We start from the raw sequence: 14,006 nt of genomic DNA, 5'->3' as shown, positions 1-14,006 counted from the left end.
CCTTAGGATTGATGCGCATCGAGCGCCCCGGCCAGGGGGCGCAATTGCTTTTCCAGCACAACCACTGTGGGATCGCCCGGGCAGGCCCGGGAGGTGAAACCCATCTCCTTTTCGAGACTGATGGCCGACAGATTGGAGCGGTCCTCGATCGACTCGAGCCGCCCAACGCCCCTGGCCTGGGCAAAGCGGCTCACATAGCCCAGCAGCTCCCAGCTCACGCCGCGGCTCTTGAAGTCCTGCCGGATGGAGATGGCGACTTCCCCCACCGCCATGGCGGGATCGCAGGCCAGCATGGCCGTCGCGATCACTGCGTCCGTCTCGGGGTCGATGGCCACGAAATTTTCAGTGCGCTGATGGTCGACCTCGGTCATGGCCCGGAGGCGATCCTGACCCACCTTCTTGACCGTGCTGAGGAACCGGAAGCGCAGATCCTCGGGCGAGACATGCCCGAAGAATTCCTGCAGCGCCGCCGCGTCATCCCCCCGAACAGGCCGGACATGAAAGGTAAAGCCGGTGCGGGTGGTGAGGTCGGTCTCCCATTGAGCCATGGCGGTGGCGCTCCTGCTCGCGCCGACCGGCTTTGCGCCGGGCGGTGGCCCGCACCATGCCCCATTCCCGCAGCAAGGTTTTGACGCTTATCAATTCCCGCGCGTCCTGGCGGGCCGGTTTGCCGAGCGAATGCGCGTGGGGTTTACGACCTCGTTAAGCCCATGCGGGCAAAACCGGGAACATCGCGCCCAACCGCTTCGTTTGCCTGCAAATCGCCCGCCCGCGGGGACCCAGGAAAATCAATCATGTCCGACATCATTTACATTCCCCAGCGCACGCTGGTGGTGGTCGCTGATGGGCACCAGGCCGTGCTACTGCGCACCCATGGGATCAGGGCAAATCTGAGCCTGACCGAAGAACAGCGCCTCACCCCACAGAACCTTGACCGCGAAGGCCCGTCCGGGGTCCGCCCCGAAGAGCAAACGCCCCGCCAGACCGACGAGGCGACCTTCGCCAAGCAACTGGCCGAAGCCCTTTACACAATGAAGCAGGCCAACAAGTTCGAGCATCTCGTGCTCGCGGCCGATCCGCAGACCCTGGGTCAGCTGCGCCAAACCATGCACAAGACCGTTTCGGCCAGCATCATGCTGGAGCTGCCCAAGGAACTCACCAATCGCACAACCACGGAAATCGCCGCCGCCGTCCGCGACGCGGCCGGCTGACGCCGACCGCCTTGTTTTAAGCGCCGCTAGTGCGTCGAGCGCTGGACGGCGACATTGCGGACCGCCTGCAGCAATGCGGCCCGGGTAAAGGGCTTGGCCAGCAGCGGAACATCGGCTGGCCGGCGAGCGACGTCTTCCAGATCGGCGTAGCCGCTGATGATGACGGCCGGCCATAGCGGCCGCTGCGCCCGCGCGGCTGTGATCAGGTCAAGTCCGGACATGTTGGGCATGGCATAATCGGTGACAATGACGTCGAAGCGGTCCGCCCCGCCCCGGATCAACTCCAGCGCCTCGGTGCCGCTCGCCGCGCAAGTGACCGCATAACCGGCATCGCTCAGATGCATCTGGGTAAGATCGCGCAAACCCACCGCGTCATCGACCAGCAAAATCGTTTGCCCGGCGGTGACAGCCAGTTCCGGCTCGCTGATCGCGTCCGAGATCAGGCTGGGGGCGATCTCGGCGCAGCGCGGCAACCAGACCTCCATAACCGTGCCCGCCCCCACAACGCTTGAAGTGAGCAGCGTTCCCCCCGACTGCTGGGCAAAGCCCAGCACGGAGCTTAAGCCCAGGCCTGTGCCCTTGCCGGCATCCTTGGTGGTAAAAAAGGGCTCAAGCACCCGCTCCAGCAGTTCGGGCGGAATGCCGGTGCCGGTATCGGCGACCGACAGCACAACGTAATCGCCGGCCTTGAGGTCCCCTCTGGCAACCGGCAGGTGCCGGTTAACGCCAGTGATGGTCACCGTGCCGCCCGTCGGCATGGCATCGCGCGCATTGATCACGAGATTCATCAGCGCCAGCTCAAGCTCGCCCCCGTCCACAAAGGCGGGCCAAAGCGCCGCCTCGAGTTCCCAGCTCAGCGTCACGAGCCCGCCCAGCACCGGCGCCAGCAGGCCATCAAGCGCCTGCGCCACCGCCTCGATCCGGATCACCTCGGGCTGCAGGTTCTGCCGGCGCGAAAAGGTCAGCATGCGATTAACCAGATGCGCGCCTTGCTGGGCGGCATGGCGCATCATGCCCAAAACCTTGCGACCGCGTTCATCAAGTTCGCTGCGCCGCTCAAGGAGGCCAATCCCGCTCAGCACGGAAGCGAGGAGATTGTTGAAGTCGTGCGCGATCCCGCCGGTCAGCTTGCCGATCGCATCGAGCTTTTGCGATTGCAGCAATTGGTCCTGGAGCCGGCGCTGTTCGGTGATGTCGCGCAGCGTGCCGACATGAATGCCATCCCGCCCGGAAACCGGCACCCTTTGATCCACGAACACGCGATAAGAGCCGTCGCGATGCTGCCAGCGATACTCGCCCGGCTTGAAGGCCTCGCCTGCCGCGTCAGTGCCCCCGTCGCGATCGTCGGGGTGGATGCGCCCGAGCCAAAGCCTTGCGTCCTCGGCAAAGGCCTCGGGGGAAAACCCGGTCAGGCTCTCGATATCGCCGGCAATGAAGCTGGGCGCCCCGGCCCCGGCCTCGACCTGATAAACCGCAAGCGGCAGGGAGCGCAGCAGCAGGGCCTGGCGCTCTTCGGCTTCACGCAGCGCCTGGTCCGTGCGCAGCTTTTCGGCCTGGGCGCGCAGCGCCTGGTGCAGCAGCACCTGCTCGCGCTCGGCATTACGCTCGATCTCGCGGGTTTTTTCAAACAGGCTGACAAAAATCTGCACCTTGGAGCGCAGGATGGTGGGATCGAACGGCTTGAACACGAAGTCCACCGCGCCGCTGTCATAGCCGCGCATCAGATGGGCATCTTCCTTGTTGATCGCGGTCAGGAAGATGATCGGGATGTCGCGCGACTGCTCGCGCATGCGCACGAGCTTGGCCGTTTCATAGCCATCGATCCCGGGCATCAGCACATCGAGCAGGATCACCGCGAACTGCTCCTTGAGCAGGAATCGCAGCGCTTCGGTGCCCGAGGACGCGGTGACGATTTCGGCTACATCCTGGAGCACTTCGCTCAGCGCCAGGAGATTGCGCGGATCATCATCCACCACCAGCACGCGCGGACGCGGCGCCGCCCCGGCCAGGCCGTCGCCAGGGCGGCCCAGTTCCATTCCGCTCAGCTCGGTCAAACCCGCGGTCATGCGCGCGTCGCAGTCATGCCCAATGCCGCGCTCCGTTCCCGCGAACGCGCGACCCAGACCCGCAGCAGGGCCAGCAACAAATCAAGATCCACCGGCTTGGCAATGTAATCGGACGCTCCTGCATCGAGGCATTTCTGCCGGTCCCCCTTCATCGCCTTGGCGGTGACCGAGATCAGCGGAATATGCGCCAGGGCCAGGCGGCCCCGGATCGTGCGCATGGTTTCGTAGCCATCCATTTCGGGCATCATGATGTCGACCAGGGCAATATGGGTGTCGGGATTTTGCTCGAGGATGGCGATGCCCTCGCGCCCGCTTTCAGCATGCAGCACCTCGATGCCGCAGGTTTCGAGCATGCTGGTGAGCGAATAAATGTTGCGGATGTCATCGTCGATGATCAGCACCTTGGTGCCCACCAGATCCTGGGTGGCAGCGCGATCGCTTTCGCCCGGGCCGGACGCTGGCTGGCGCGCGACGAGCTCGGTCAGCTGGGACAGGCTTTCGGCGCGCGGCAGGCCGGCAAGGGCGCTGTTTGCCGCCGAGCCCAGCAGCGCTTCGGCATTGGCGCCAAAGATCACCGTCTTGCCCAGAACTGCGCTCCCGTGGCTGCCAAGCCGCCCAAGAGCGGCCTGGTCGTCCTTGGCGGAGCGGCCAATCGCGACCACGACGTGATCATAGCCATCCAGCGCCGCCTCATCGCTATTGGCCGGCAGCAGCGCCACGGCGGTGACGGCGGTCAGCCCGTCCCGAATCGCCTCGGTGGTGGCCAGGCGCCGCTCGGCGTCGGCGTCTACCACGAGCACACGGCGATGATTGCGCTCCGGATTGCTGCTGATCGCCTCGAACACGGCCGTCAGCTGCTGCGGATCAACCGGCTTGAGCATCACGCTGGCCGCGCCCTTGGCGGTCAGCTCCGCCGCATGCTCGGCGCCCGAAATCACGTGGATCGGGATCGATGCGGTCTTGGGATCGTGCTGCAACAGGTCAAACAGCACCCAGCCATCGATGTCGCTGAGCCCAAGATCAAGCGTGATCGCGTCGGGCATGGTCTTGCGTGCCAATGACAACGTGCCCGAGCCGGCATTGGACAGTACGCCCTTGAGCCCGGCGGAACGGGCGACATCCAGCAGCACCCGGCCAAAGGTCGGGTCGTCCTCGACGATCAGGATCACCTTGTCGCCGGGCTGGATCGTGTTGCGATCGTCGCCATCGGGCGCCTCCCCCGGGCTGGCTGGGCTCGCGGGACTGGGCTCGACCGCAGCGGGGCTATGCTGCAGGCCCAGCGTTTCGGGGCCATCAAGGGGCACGACAAGGGTGAAAGTCGAGCCCTGGCCGGGCGTGCTCTGCACCTTGAGTTCGCCCCCCAGGAGATTGGCGATCTCGCGGCTAATCGAGAGCCCAAGCCCAGTGCCGCCGTATTTGCGGCTGGTCGTGCCATCGGCCTGCTGGAAGGCTTCAAAGATCAGCTTCTGCTTTTCCTCGGGAATGCCGATGCCGGTATCGCTGACGGCGACAGCGAGCATGCGACTCCCGCCTTGGCCGTGCGCATCCACCGCTTCGAGGCCGAAGCGGAGTTTGACCTGCCCTTGTGCGGTGAACTTGAAGGCGTTCGATAGGAGGTTCAGCACCACCTGCTGCAGCCGCTTTTCGTCGGTGCGCATGGTTTCGGGCAGCGCCGGATCGATGTCGATGGCAAAGTTCAGCCCCTTGTCGGTGGCGAGCTGGCGGAAGGTGCGCTCCATATGCTGGCGCAGCTGGGTCAGCTTCACATGACCGATATCGATGGAAACTGTGCCGGACTCGATCTTGGAGAGATCGAGAATGTCGTTGATGAGGTTGAGCAGGTCCGTGCCCGCCGCATTGATGGTGCGGGCGAATTCCACCTGCTTGTCGTTCAGGTTCCCCTGCTGGTTGGAGGCGAGGAGCTTGGACAGGATCAGCAGCGAATTGAGCGGCGTGCGCAGCTCGTGGGACATATTGGCCAGGAACTCGGACTTGTATTTGGAGGTCAGCGCCAGCTGTTCGGCCTTTTCCTCGAGCGCCCGGCGGGCCATTTCGATTTCGAGATTCTTGTTCTCGACCTGCTTTTTCTCGTTTTCGAGCAGTTGTGCCTTTTCCTGCAGCTCCTCGTTGGTGGCGTGCAGCTCTTCCTGCTTTTTCGTGAGTTCGGACTGGCGCGACTGCAGCTCGGCGGTCAGCAACTGGGACTGTTTGAGCAGCCCCTCGGTGCGCATGGTGGCCGCAATGGTGTTGAGCACGATGCCCACCGATTCCATCAACTGGTTGAGGAAGCTCTGATGGGTGTCGTTGAACTCGCTGAACGAGGCGAGCTCGATCACGGCCTTGACCTCTTCTTCAAAGAGAGCCGGCAGGATGATGACATTGGCCGGATCGGCCGAGCCAAGGCCCGAGCTGATCTTGAGGAAATCGGGCGGCACATTGTCGAGCATGATGACGCGCCGGTCAGCGGCGCTTTGCCCGATCAGCCCTTCGCGCAGCGCCACCTGGCTGCGGATCTGGGCGTGGCTTTCCGCCCCATAGCTGGCGGCGAGTTCCAGCCGGGTTTCGCTGTCTTCGCGCGTCGTCACATAGAAGACGCCATATTGCGCGTTCACGAGCGGCGCGAGCTCGCTCATGATCAGGCGCGACACGGTCGAGAGGTCGCGCTCGCCCTGCAGCATTCGCGAAAAGCGGGCGAGATTGGTCTTGAGCCAATCCTGCTCGGCATTCTTAAGGGTCTGATCCTTCAAATTCCGGATCATCTCGTTGATGTTGTCCTTGAGCGCGGCGACTTCACCCGAGGCTTCCACCGAGATCGAGCGGGTCAGATCGCCCTTGGTCACGGCAGTGGACACTTCGGCAATGGCGCGCACCTGGGTGGTGAGATTGGCCGCGAGCTGGTTCACATTGTCGGTGAGGTCGCGCCATAGGCCCGCCGCGCCTGGCACGCGCGCCTGGCCACCGAGCTTGCCCTCGATACCCACTTCGCGCGCCACATTGGTCACCTGGTCGGCAAAGGTCGCGAGGGTTTCGATCATGCCGTTGATGGTTTCGGCAAGGGCGGCGATTTCGCCCTTGGCATCCACCGCGAGCTTGCGCTTGAGGTTACCCTGGGCCACCGCGGTCACCACCTCGGCAATGCCGCGCACCTGATTGGTGAGGTTGGTCGCCATCAGGTTCACATTGTCGGTGAGGTCCTTCCAGGTGCCGGCCACGCCTTCCACTCGCGCCTGACCCCCGAGCTTGCCCTCGGTACCCACTTCGCGCGCCACGCGCGTCACTTCGCCGGCAAAGGAGTTGAGCTGGTCCACCATGGTGTTGATGGTGGATTTAAGCTCGAGGATCTCGCCCTTCACGTCCACGGTGATCTTCTTGGACAAGTCACCCGAGGCCACGGCGGTGGTCACTTCGGCGATATTGCGCACCTGACCGGTGAGGTTCGCCGCCATCAGGTTCACATTGTCCGTGAGATCCTTCCAGGTGCCACCGACGCCGCGCACCTGGGCCTGACCGCCGAGCTTACCTTCGGTACCCACTTCGCGCGCCACGCGCGTCACTTCCGAGGCAAAGGAGTTGAGCTGGTCCACCATGGTGTTGATGGTGTCCTTGAGCTCGAGGATTTCCCCGCGCACCGCCACGGTGATTTTTTTGGACAAATCACCCGAGGCCACGGCGGTGGTCACTTCGGCGATGTTACGCACCTGGCCCGTCAGGTTGGCGGCCATGGCGTTCACATTGTCGGTCAGGTCCTTCCAGGTCCCGGCAACGCCGCGCACCTGCGCCTGACCGCCGAGCTTGCCGTCCGTGCCCACTTCGCGCGCCACGCGCGTCACTTCCGAGGCAAAGGAGTTGAGCTGGTCCACCATGGTGTTGATGGTGTTCTTGAGCTCGAGGATTTCCCCCTTCACGTCGACGGTGATCTTTTTGCTGAGGTCACCCGAGGCCACGGCGGTGGTCACCTCGGCGATGTTGCGCACCTGACCGGTCAGGTTCTGCGCCATCGAGTTCACATTGTCAGTCAGATCCTTCCAGGTGCCGGCCACGCCCTCCACATGGGCCTGGCCACCGAGCTTACCTTCGGTACCCACTTCGCGCGCCACGCGCGTCACTTCACCGGCGAAGGAATTGAGCTGGTCCACCATGGTATTGATGGTGTCCTTGAGCTCGAGGATTTCACCCTTCACATCCACGGTGATTTTTTTGGACAGATCGCCACGCGCCACGGCGGTGGTCACTTCGGCGATATTGCGCACCTGACCGGTCAGATTCGCGGCCATCAGGTTCACATTGTCGGTCAGATCCTTCCAGGTGCCGCCGACGCCCTTCACATCGGCCTGGCCGCCCAGCTTGCCTTCGGTGCCCACTTCGCGCGCCACGCGCGTCACTTCCCCGGCAAAGGAATTGAGCTGGTCCACCATGGTATTGATGGTGGATTTGAGCTCGAGGATTTCCCCCTTCACATCAACGGTGATCTTCTTGGACAAATCGCCCGACGCGACGGCGGTGGTCACTTCGGCGATATTGCGAACCTGACCGGTCAGGTTCGCCGCCATCAAGTTCACATTGTCGGTGAGATCCTTCCAGGTGCCGCCAACGCCGCGCACCTGCGCCTGACCGCCGAGCTTGCCTTCGGTACCCACTTCACGCGCCACGCGGGTCACTTCCGAAGCAAAGGAATTGAGCTGGTCCACCATGGTGTTGATGGTGGATTTGAGCTCGAGGATTTCGCCCTTCACGTCCACGGTAATCTTTTTGGACAAATCGCCCGAGGCCACGGCGGTGGTCACTTCGGCAATGTTGCGCACCTGACCGGTGAGATTCTCGGCCATCAGGTTCACATTGTCGGTGAGGTCCTTCCAGGTGCCGCCGACGCCTTCAACGCGCGCCTGGCCGCCCAGCTTGCCTTCGGTGCCCACTTCGCGAGCCACGCGCGTCACTTCCGAAGCAAAGGCGTTGAGCTGGTCCACCATGGTATTGATGGTGTTCTTGAGCTCGAGCACCTCGCCCTTCACCTCCACGGTGATCTTGCGGCTCAAATCGCCATTGGCGACGGCCGTGGTCACTTCGGCAATGTTGCGCACCTGGCTGGTGAGGTTGGCCGCCATGGAGTTCACATTGTCGGTGAGATCCTTCCAGGTGCCGGCCACGCCCTTGACCTGCGCCTGACCCCCGAGCTTGCCCTCGGTGCCCACTTCGCGCGCCACGCGCGTCACTTCCGAGGCAAAGCTGTTGAGCTGATCGACCATGGTGTTGACCACCTTGCCGATGCGCAGGAACTCGCCGCGCAGCGGACGGCCATCGATCTCTTCCATCATCGATTGGCTGAGATCGCCCTTGGCCACCGCCCCGATCACGCGCGCCACTTCCGCCGTGGGCTGCACCATGTCTTCGATCAGTTCGTTCACCGAGCGCACGCTGGCTTCCCAGCTGCCGCTGGCATTGCGCACATGCGCGCGCTCGCCGATGCGCCCATCCTTGCCCACCACGCGCCCCAGACGGGCAAATTCATCGGTCAGCGCCTCGTTGAGCTCAACGATTTCGTTGAAGCTCTGGGCGATCTCGAAGTCGATGCCGTCGAAATCCCCGTCCAGCCGTACCGAAAAATCGCCGCGCCGGAAGGCGCGCAGGGCGTTGAGGATATGACGGCGATCGAGCTGTTGGGTGGGGGCGGTCATGGTCAAGGTAGTGTGCTCCTCATCGCGGCCAGTCAGCCTCTTGCGGGCGGCCAAAACCCTTCTAGCGCAAGCGCAAACAGATGGCATGGATTTGTTAAAAGCGAAACGAAACTCGCTGTGAGGGTTGATCCATGCGTTGACCGCTCCTACACCGCTGTGCAATGAGCCCGCCCGCGCCATCTGAGTCTGACTTTGTCGAGATGATCGAGAGCTGTCTGGACTCCGTCTGGTCGCTCGAGCTCTTGCTGCTGCTGTATTCCCAGCCCGAGCGTAGCTGGACCACGACAAGCCTCGTGACCGAGCTGCGCAGCAGCGAACTTGTCGTGGCCCAATCGGTGCGGGGCCTGGTTGAGGCGGGGCTGGTGGTGCAACTCGAGCCGGGCAAGCTGCGCTTTTCAGCAGCCTCGCCCGACATTGCCGGCTTTGTGGCAAGGCTCGAGCGCGACTATCGCGCCCGCCCCAACTATATTCGCCGAATAATCGTTGGTCGGTCCAACGCCAAACTGCAATCCTTTTCCGACGCGTTCCTGCTCAGAAAGCCATCCAAGTGAACGAGGCTATTCCGGTTGCCATTTACGTGCTGTGCATGCTGGCCAGTACCGCCTGCACCTGGCTGCTGTTGCGCGGGTTCTGGCGCAGCCGCACGCCCCTGCTGTTCTGGGCCGGAATCTGCTTTCTGTTTCTGAGCCTCAACAGCGTGATCGTCCTGTTTGACCTCTTGATCTTCCCGCTATACGACCTGCGGGCTTGGCGGCATGCCGCTTCCCTGGCCGCGGTCAGCGTGTTGATCTTCGGTCTGGTCTGGGAATCGGAGTAGGCGATGTTCGACTTCGTTTCCGGCCTGATCACGATGGGCTTTGTGGTTTCCGGACTGTTTTTCCTGCGCTTCTGGGTGCGCACCCGCCAATTGCTGTTTGCAGCCTTTGCAGCGGCGTTCTGGCTGCTGGCGGCCAATCAGGCGCTGCTGGCGCTGTCCGGCTTGCCGGCCGAAGAACGCAGCTGGCTTTACCTGCTGCGCCTTTCAGCCTTTGTGCTCATCATCATCGCCATCGTCCTCAAGAACCGACGCTAGGGCCGACATCACCTCGTGCCAAGGCGCGCGGTGGAGCGATCGACTGGCGCAACGCCAGCGGGCAATCCATTTTCATGCGCACCGGCCGCTCCGCCTTGATGACGGCCCCATCAAACAGCGCCCCAACCGCCCAGCGCGCCATCTCGTCATGGGGCAGCACCACGCTCGAAAGCGGCGGCTGCAGATAGCGCACCAGATCCTCGTCGTCGTAACCCATCACCGAAAGATCATCGGGCACGCGCAGGCCCCTATTGCGGATAGCGTCGCAGGCACCCACCGCCATCCGGTCATTAAAGCAAAACAAGGCAGTGGGCGGCTCGGGCAGCGCCAGTAACTGGGCGGTGAGATCGCGCCCGCCCGTCACGGTAAACCCGCCCGCAAGGATGAGGTCTGGGTCCACCGGCACATCCCAGCTCGCGAGGGCCCGGCGATAGCCGAGCTCCCGGTCCCGCGCCGCTTCCATCCAGCTTTCCCCCGCCAGATGCGCAATGCGGCGATGCCCGGCCTTGAGCAGGGCTTCGGTGGCCGCAAAGGCGCCCGCCACATCGCCCGGCAACACTGCAGGAAACCTTCGCTCGCCATCGTGGCAGTTCAACAAAATGGTCGGGATAGCTTTCAGCCGCTCGGGCGGGGTCACCCCCTGGGTCACCAGGGCTGCATAAACCACCCCCTGCAATTGCGTCGCTGCCAAGAGATCAAGTGCCGCTTCTTCCAGCGCCTCGTCGCGCCGGGTACAAAACACCGCGACGATGCAATCATGCAGCGCCGCCTCGTCGCGCGCCCCTTCGATGAACTGGGCGGCAAAGGGGGTCGTCGTCACATCGTCGATCAGCAGCCCGATCACCCGGGCCCCGGTTGGTGAGCGGTGCAGGCGCTGCGTCTTGCGGTACCCGAGCGCATCGGCGGCTTCCAGCACCCGCTGCCGGGTGGCCGCCCCGACCCGGGCATTCTCCACCTCATTGAGCACGAGCGACACGGTGGCTTGCGAAACCCCGGCGTGATTGGCGATGTCGGTCATTGTCGCGCGCTTGCCCATCGCCTTCTCCTTGCCTCAAGCTCCCCCGCACCCAATCTAGGGGTGGGATGGTGCGGCTTGCTTAGCCTCTTGCCGGCGAACTCCGCCAGCGCTAGAGCTGATAATAATATTATCAAACCCCGAGCTGATATTAGCGCAGCCCGGCCGGAGTGCACAACATGACGCAAGCAGCGGTTGAAGCGGGCGAAGGACTGCGGGCAGTTCTGTCGCTTGATGGTGAGTGGAGCTTCACGCACGAGAGCGACGGGCGAACGCGCACCGCTGATGTGCCCAACCCATGGCAGGCCGAGTTCGCCGATCTGCGCTATGCCTCGGGGCGAGCCATTTATGGCCGCAGCTTTTCCGTCCCCGCTGATTGGGACGGCGGCACGCTGGTGCTCTGCTTTGGGGCCGTGAGCTATTTCGCCGAAGTCAGCCTCAATGGCACGCCGCTGGGCAGCCATGAAGGCGGCTACCTGCCCTTTGAGATCGTGCTCCCGCCGGGCACAAGGGGCGAGAACCAGCTCGAGGTCGCGGTCACCCTGCCCTCGGGCGACCGGCGCAACTACCCGGACTTTCCGTTTTCCGAAATCCCTCACGGCAAGCAAAGCTGGTACGGCCCCTTGGGCGGCATCTGGCAGTCAGTCACGCTGGAGCGGCGCGGGGTCGCCCATCTCACCGGCTGCGCCATCACCCCTGATCCAGATACCGGCGCGGTGCTCGCCCGCCTAACACTGTCCGCCCCGGCACAAGTCGCCCTTTCCGTGCTGGCGAACGATGGCACCGTAGTCGCAACCGCAACGGGCGACGCCACGGCCGGGCAAAGCGAGTTCAGCCTTGCCATCACGGACCCGCTGCTTTGGTCGCCGGAGCACCCCCATCTCTACCGCCTGCAAGTCGAGCTCAGCATCCCGGTGGGCGTCAGCGACCGCACCGAGCACAGCTTTGGCTTTCGCAAGATCGAGTCGCGCGATGGCAAGCTGTTCCTTAATGGGGAGCCGCTTTATATGCGCGGCGCGCTCGACCAGGATTATTATCCCGACGGCATCTGCACCCCGCCTTCGCTCGAGTTCATCGAGGACCATTTCCGCAAATCCAAGGAGTTGGGCCTCAATCTCCTGCGCTGCCACATCAAGGTGCCCGACCCGCGCTACTATGAAGTGGCGGACCGGATGGGCATGCTGATCTGGACCGAAATCCCCAATGTTGCGACCCTGACCCTGGCTTCGGCCGAGCGGCTGCGCCAGACGATGAAGGGCATTCTCGAGCGCGACGGCAACCACCCCTCCATCATCTGCTGGACCATCATCAACGAAGACTGGGGCACGCGGCTGGTGGAAAACGCCGACCACCGCGCCTGGCTCAAGGAAACCTTTGATTGGCTCAAGGCGCTCGACCCCACCCGCCTTGTGGTCGACAACTCGCCTTGCATTCCCAATTTCCACATCAAGACCGACCTCAATGACTACCATTATTATCGCTCCGTGCCCGAGCGTCGCACCGAATGGGAGCGCCTGACCGAAGAGTTCGCAGCCGGGGCCGACTGGACCTTTTCGCCCCATGGCGATGCCGAACGCACGGGCAAGGAACCGCTGATCGTTTCGGAATTCGGCGTCTGGGGACTGCCCCGGCCTGCCGAGGTCGCCAACCCCGATGGGTCGGAGCCCTGGTGGATGGAAACCGGCTTTGGCTGGGGCGACAACTCCGCCTATCCCCATGGCCTGCAGAACCGTTTCGCCGCCTACCATCTCGATGAAGTGTTCGGCAGCTTCGATGCCTTTATCGAAAAGGTGCAGTGGTACCAGTTCGACAATCTCAAATACCAGATCGAGGCGATGCGGGCCCGCCAGCCCATCCAGGGCTATGTGATCACCGAGATCACCGATGTGCATTGGGAAGCCAATGGGCTCCTCGACATCCGGCGCAATCCGCGCGTGTTCCACGAGCGCTTCCCCCAGATCAACGCCGATCTCGTGATCGTGCCCAATATCCTGCATTATTCCGGCTGGGCCGGCGAAAAGTTCAGCTTTGGCCTGTCCATCGCCACCGGGGGCACCCGCCTGCCGGCCGGCGCGATCCTCCACTGGTCGCTCGCCGATGGCCCCTCGGGCACCATCCCCGTCCCCCAGGCGGACGCACTGGAAGTGATCGATCTCACCCCAACCGAGCTGCAACTGCCGGGCTATGACAGCAACCGGATCGCGACGCTGTCTTTCGCCTTGCGCATTGGCGAGCAGGAACTGGCGCGCAACAGCGTCGACCTTTCGGTCTTCACCCCGCGCCAATCCCAGCGCGAGCTGCGCCTTCATACTCGGGACGGCAGTCTTGCTGCTTTCCTGCAGGGCCTTGGCTACAGCATCGTATCGGCCGCCCATGCCGATGTGACCGTTGTTTCCATGCTCGACGCCCAGGACATCGAGGCAATGCGCTTTGGCGCGCGTTATCTGGTGCTAGCCCATCCCAAGCTGCAGGAAAAAAAGAACCTGCGCGCCGATGCGCCCCGGCGCGAACCGCCCAACATGCCGGTTGAGGACGAACAGCCGGGCCTGCATATGGGCTTTGAAACCCAGCTGCCCAATATCGCGCTCCACCCGCGCCAGGGCACGATCTGGCGCGGCGACTGGATCGCCAATTTCAGCTGGATCAAGCGCAATGTTGCCTTTGCGGCCTTGCCCGGCGGCCCCATGCTGGACATCGCCTATGACCGGGTCGTCCCCCGCCATGTGCTCGGGGGCATGCGCGACTGGGAATATGACGGCCTCGTGCATGCCGGGCTGGTCGTGGGCTGGGTGCATAAGCCAGCGGCCACCATCATCGAGCGCCGGATCGGGCGCGGCGCGCTGGTTGCCACCACCTTCCGGGTGATGCAGGACCCGCCCGGCGTTGATCCGGTGGCCGCAACCCTGCTCGATGGCATGCTCGCCACCATCGCCCAGCTGGAGCTAAACTAAGCACAAACAAGGGGCCGCT

The 14,006-nt window shown here is 63.5% G+C and carries 9 protein-coding genes; 5 read left to right on the top strand and 4 right to left on the bottom strand.

The genetic code is table 11. The features are described 5' to 3' along the window. Positions 1 to 2: 2 nt before the first annotated feature. Positions 3 to 548, bottom strand: a complete 546-nt coding sequence (locus tag HRQ64_RS18870; RefSeq protein WP_127754618.1) for a GNAT family N-acetyltransferase — start codon at positions 546 to 548, stop codon at positions 3 to 5. Positions 549 to 794: 246 nt separating this feature from the next. Between HRQ64_RS18870 and HRQ64_RS18865 the strand changes: the two genes are divergently transcribed. Next, entirely contained in the window at positions 795 to 1,211 is a 417-nt protein-coding gene (locus HRQ64_RS18865; RefSeq protein WP_210258718.1) for a host attachment family protein, read from the top strand. A 26-nt stretch (positions 1,212 to 1,237) separates the two neighbouring features. Here the strand turns inward: HRQ64_RS18865 and HRQ64_RS18860 are convergent, their stop codons facing one another. Next, entirely contained in the window at positions 1,238 to 3,277 is a 2,040-nt protein-coding gene (locus HRQ64_RS18860; RefSeq protein WP_248308281.1) for a response regulator, read from the bottom strand. Further along, positions 3,274 to 8,949 (bottom strand): HAMP domain-containing protein, encoded by a 5,676-nt coding sequence (locus tag HRQ64_RS18855; RefSeq protein WP_172125735.1) that lies wholly within the window; start codon positions 8,947 to 8,949, stop codon positions 3,274 to 3,276. Before HRQ64_RS18855 ends, HRQ64_RS18860 begins: the two co-directional genes overlap by 4 nt. A 200-nt stretch (positions 8,950 to 9,149) precedes the next feature. Between HRQ64_RS18855 and HRQ64_RS18850 the strand changes: the two genes are divergently transcribed. Genes HRQ64_RS18850 through HRQ64_RS18840 form a run of 3 tightly spaced genes read left to right on the top strand, consistent with a single transcriptional unit; the run spans position 9,150 to position 10,021 of the window. Then, positions 9,150 to 9,500 carry a hypothetical protein gene (locus tag HRQ64_RS18850; RefSeq protein WP_127754619.1) on the top strand — a complete coding sequence of 117 codons (351 nt, stop codon included), beginning with the start codon at positions 9,150 to 9,152 and terminating at the stop codon, positions 9,498 to 9,500. Then, the gene (locus HRQ64_RS18845; protein WP_248305167.1) at positions 9,497 to 9,766 is read left to right on the top strand and encodes a DUF5985 family protein; all 270 of its coding nucleotides are present in this window, start codon (positions 9,497 to 9,499) and stop codon (positions 9,764 to 9,766) included. The genes HRQ64_RS18850 and HRQ64_RS18845 overlap by 4 nt, the downstream gene beginning before the upstream one ends. A 3-nt stretch (positions 9,767 to 9,769) precedes the next feature. Then, positions 9,770 to 10,021, top strand: a complete 252-nt coding sequence (locus tag HRQ64_RS18840) for a DUF5985 family protein (RefSeq protein WP_172125649.1) — start codon at positions 9,770 to 9,772, stop codon at positions 10,019 to 10,021. Here HRQ64_RS18840 and HRQ64_RS18835 read toward each other — a convergent pair. Next, positions 10,005 to 11,057 (bottom strand): LacI family DNA-binding transcriptional regulator, encoded by a 1,053-nt coding sequence (locus HRQ64_RS18835; RefSeq protein WP_248308280.1) that lies wholly within the window; start codon positions 11,055 to 11,057, stop codon positions 10,005 to 10,007. The two genes, HRQ64_RS18840 and HRQ64_RS18835, sit on opposite strands and share 17 nt — an antisense overlap. Before the next feature lie 158 nt (positions 11,058 to 11,215). On the opposite strand from HRQ64_RS18835, the gene HRQ64_RS18830 reads away from it, so the two are divergent. Continuing rightward, complete coding sequence (locus HRQ64_RS18830; RefSeq protein WP_172125647.1) at positions 11,216 to 13,987, top strand: glycoside hydrolase family 2 TIM barrel-domain containing protein; 2,772 nt, start codon at positions 11,216 to 11,218, stop codon at positions 13,985 to 13,987. The last annotated feature ends 19 nt before the right edge of the window (positions 13,988 to 14,006 follow it).

The organism is Devosia sp. 919 (assembly GCF_013185965.1).
Lineage (GTDB): Bacteria > Pseudomonadota > Alphaproteobacteria > Rhizobiales > Devosiaceae > Devosia.
Note: the sequence above shows the minus strand (reverse complement) of the source record. Positions and strands in the feature narration are given on the sequence as shown.

Excerpts from the sequence above, each read along its gene's own strand:
- HRQ64_RS18835 (WP_248308280.1), bottom strand. The coding sequence starts at position 11,057 with ATGGGCAAGCGCGCGACAATGACCGACATCGCCAATCACGCCGGGGTT.
- HRQ64_RS18855 (WP_172125735.1), bottom strand. The coding sequence starts at position 8,949 with ATGACCGCCCCCACCCAACAGCTCGATCGCCGTCATATCCTCAACGCC.
- HRQ64_RS18830 (WP_172125647.1), top strand. The coding sequence starts at position 11,216 with ATGACGCAAGCAGCGGTTGAAGCGGGCGAAGGACTGCGGGCAGTTCTG.
- HRQ64_RS18870 (WP_127754618.1), bottom strand. The coding sequence starts at position 548 with ATGGCTCAATGGGAGACCGACCTCACCACCCGCACCGGCTTTACCTTT.
- HRQ64_RS18840 (WP_172125649.1), top strand. The coding sequence starts at position 9,770 with ATGTTCGACTTCGTTTCCGGCCTGATCACGATGGGCTTTGTGGTTTCC.
- HRQ64_RS18850 (WP_127754619.1), top strand. The coding sequence starts at position 9,150 with ATGATCGAGAGCTGTCTGGACTCCGTCTGGTCGCTCGAGCTCTTGCTG.
- HRQ64_RS18860 (WP_248308281.1), bottom strand. The coding sequence starts at position 3,277 with ATGACCGCGGGTTTGACCGAGCTGAGCGGAATGGAACTGGGCCGCCCT.
- HRQ64_RS18865 (WP_210258718.1), top strand. The coding sequence starts at position 795 with ATGTCCGACATCATTTACATTCCCCAGCGCACGCTGGTGGTGGTCGCT.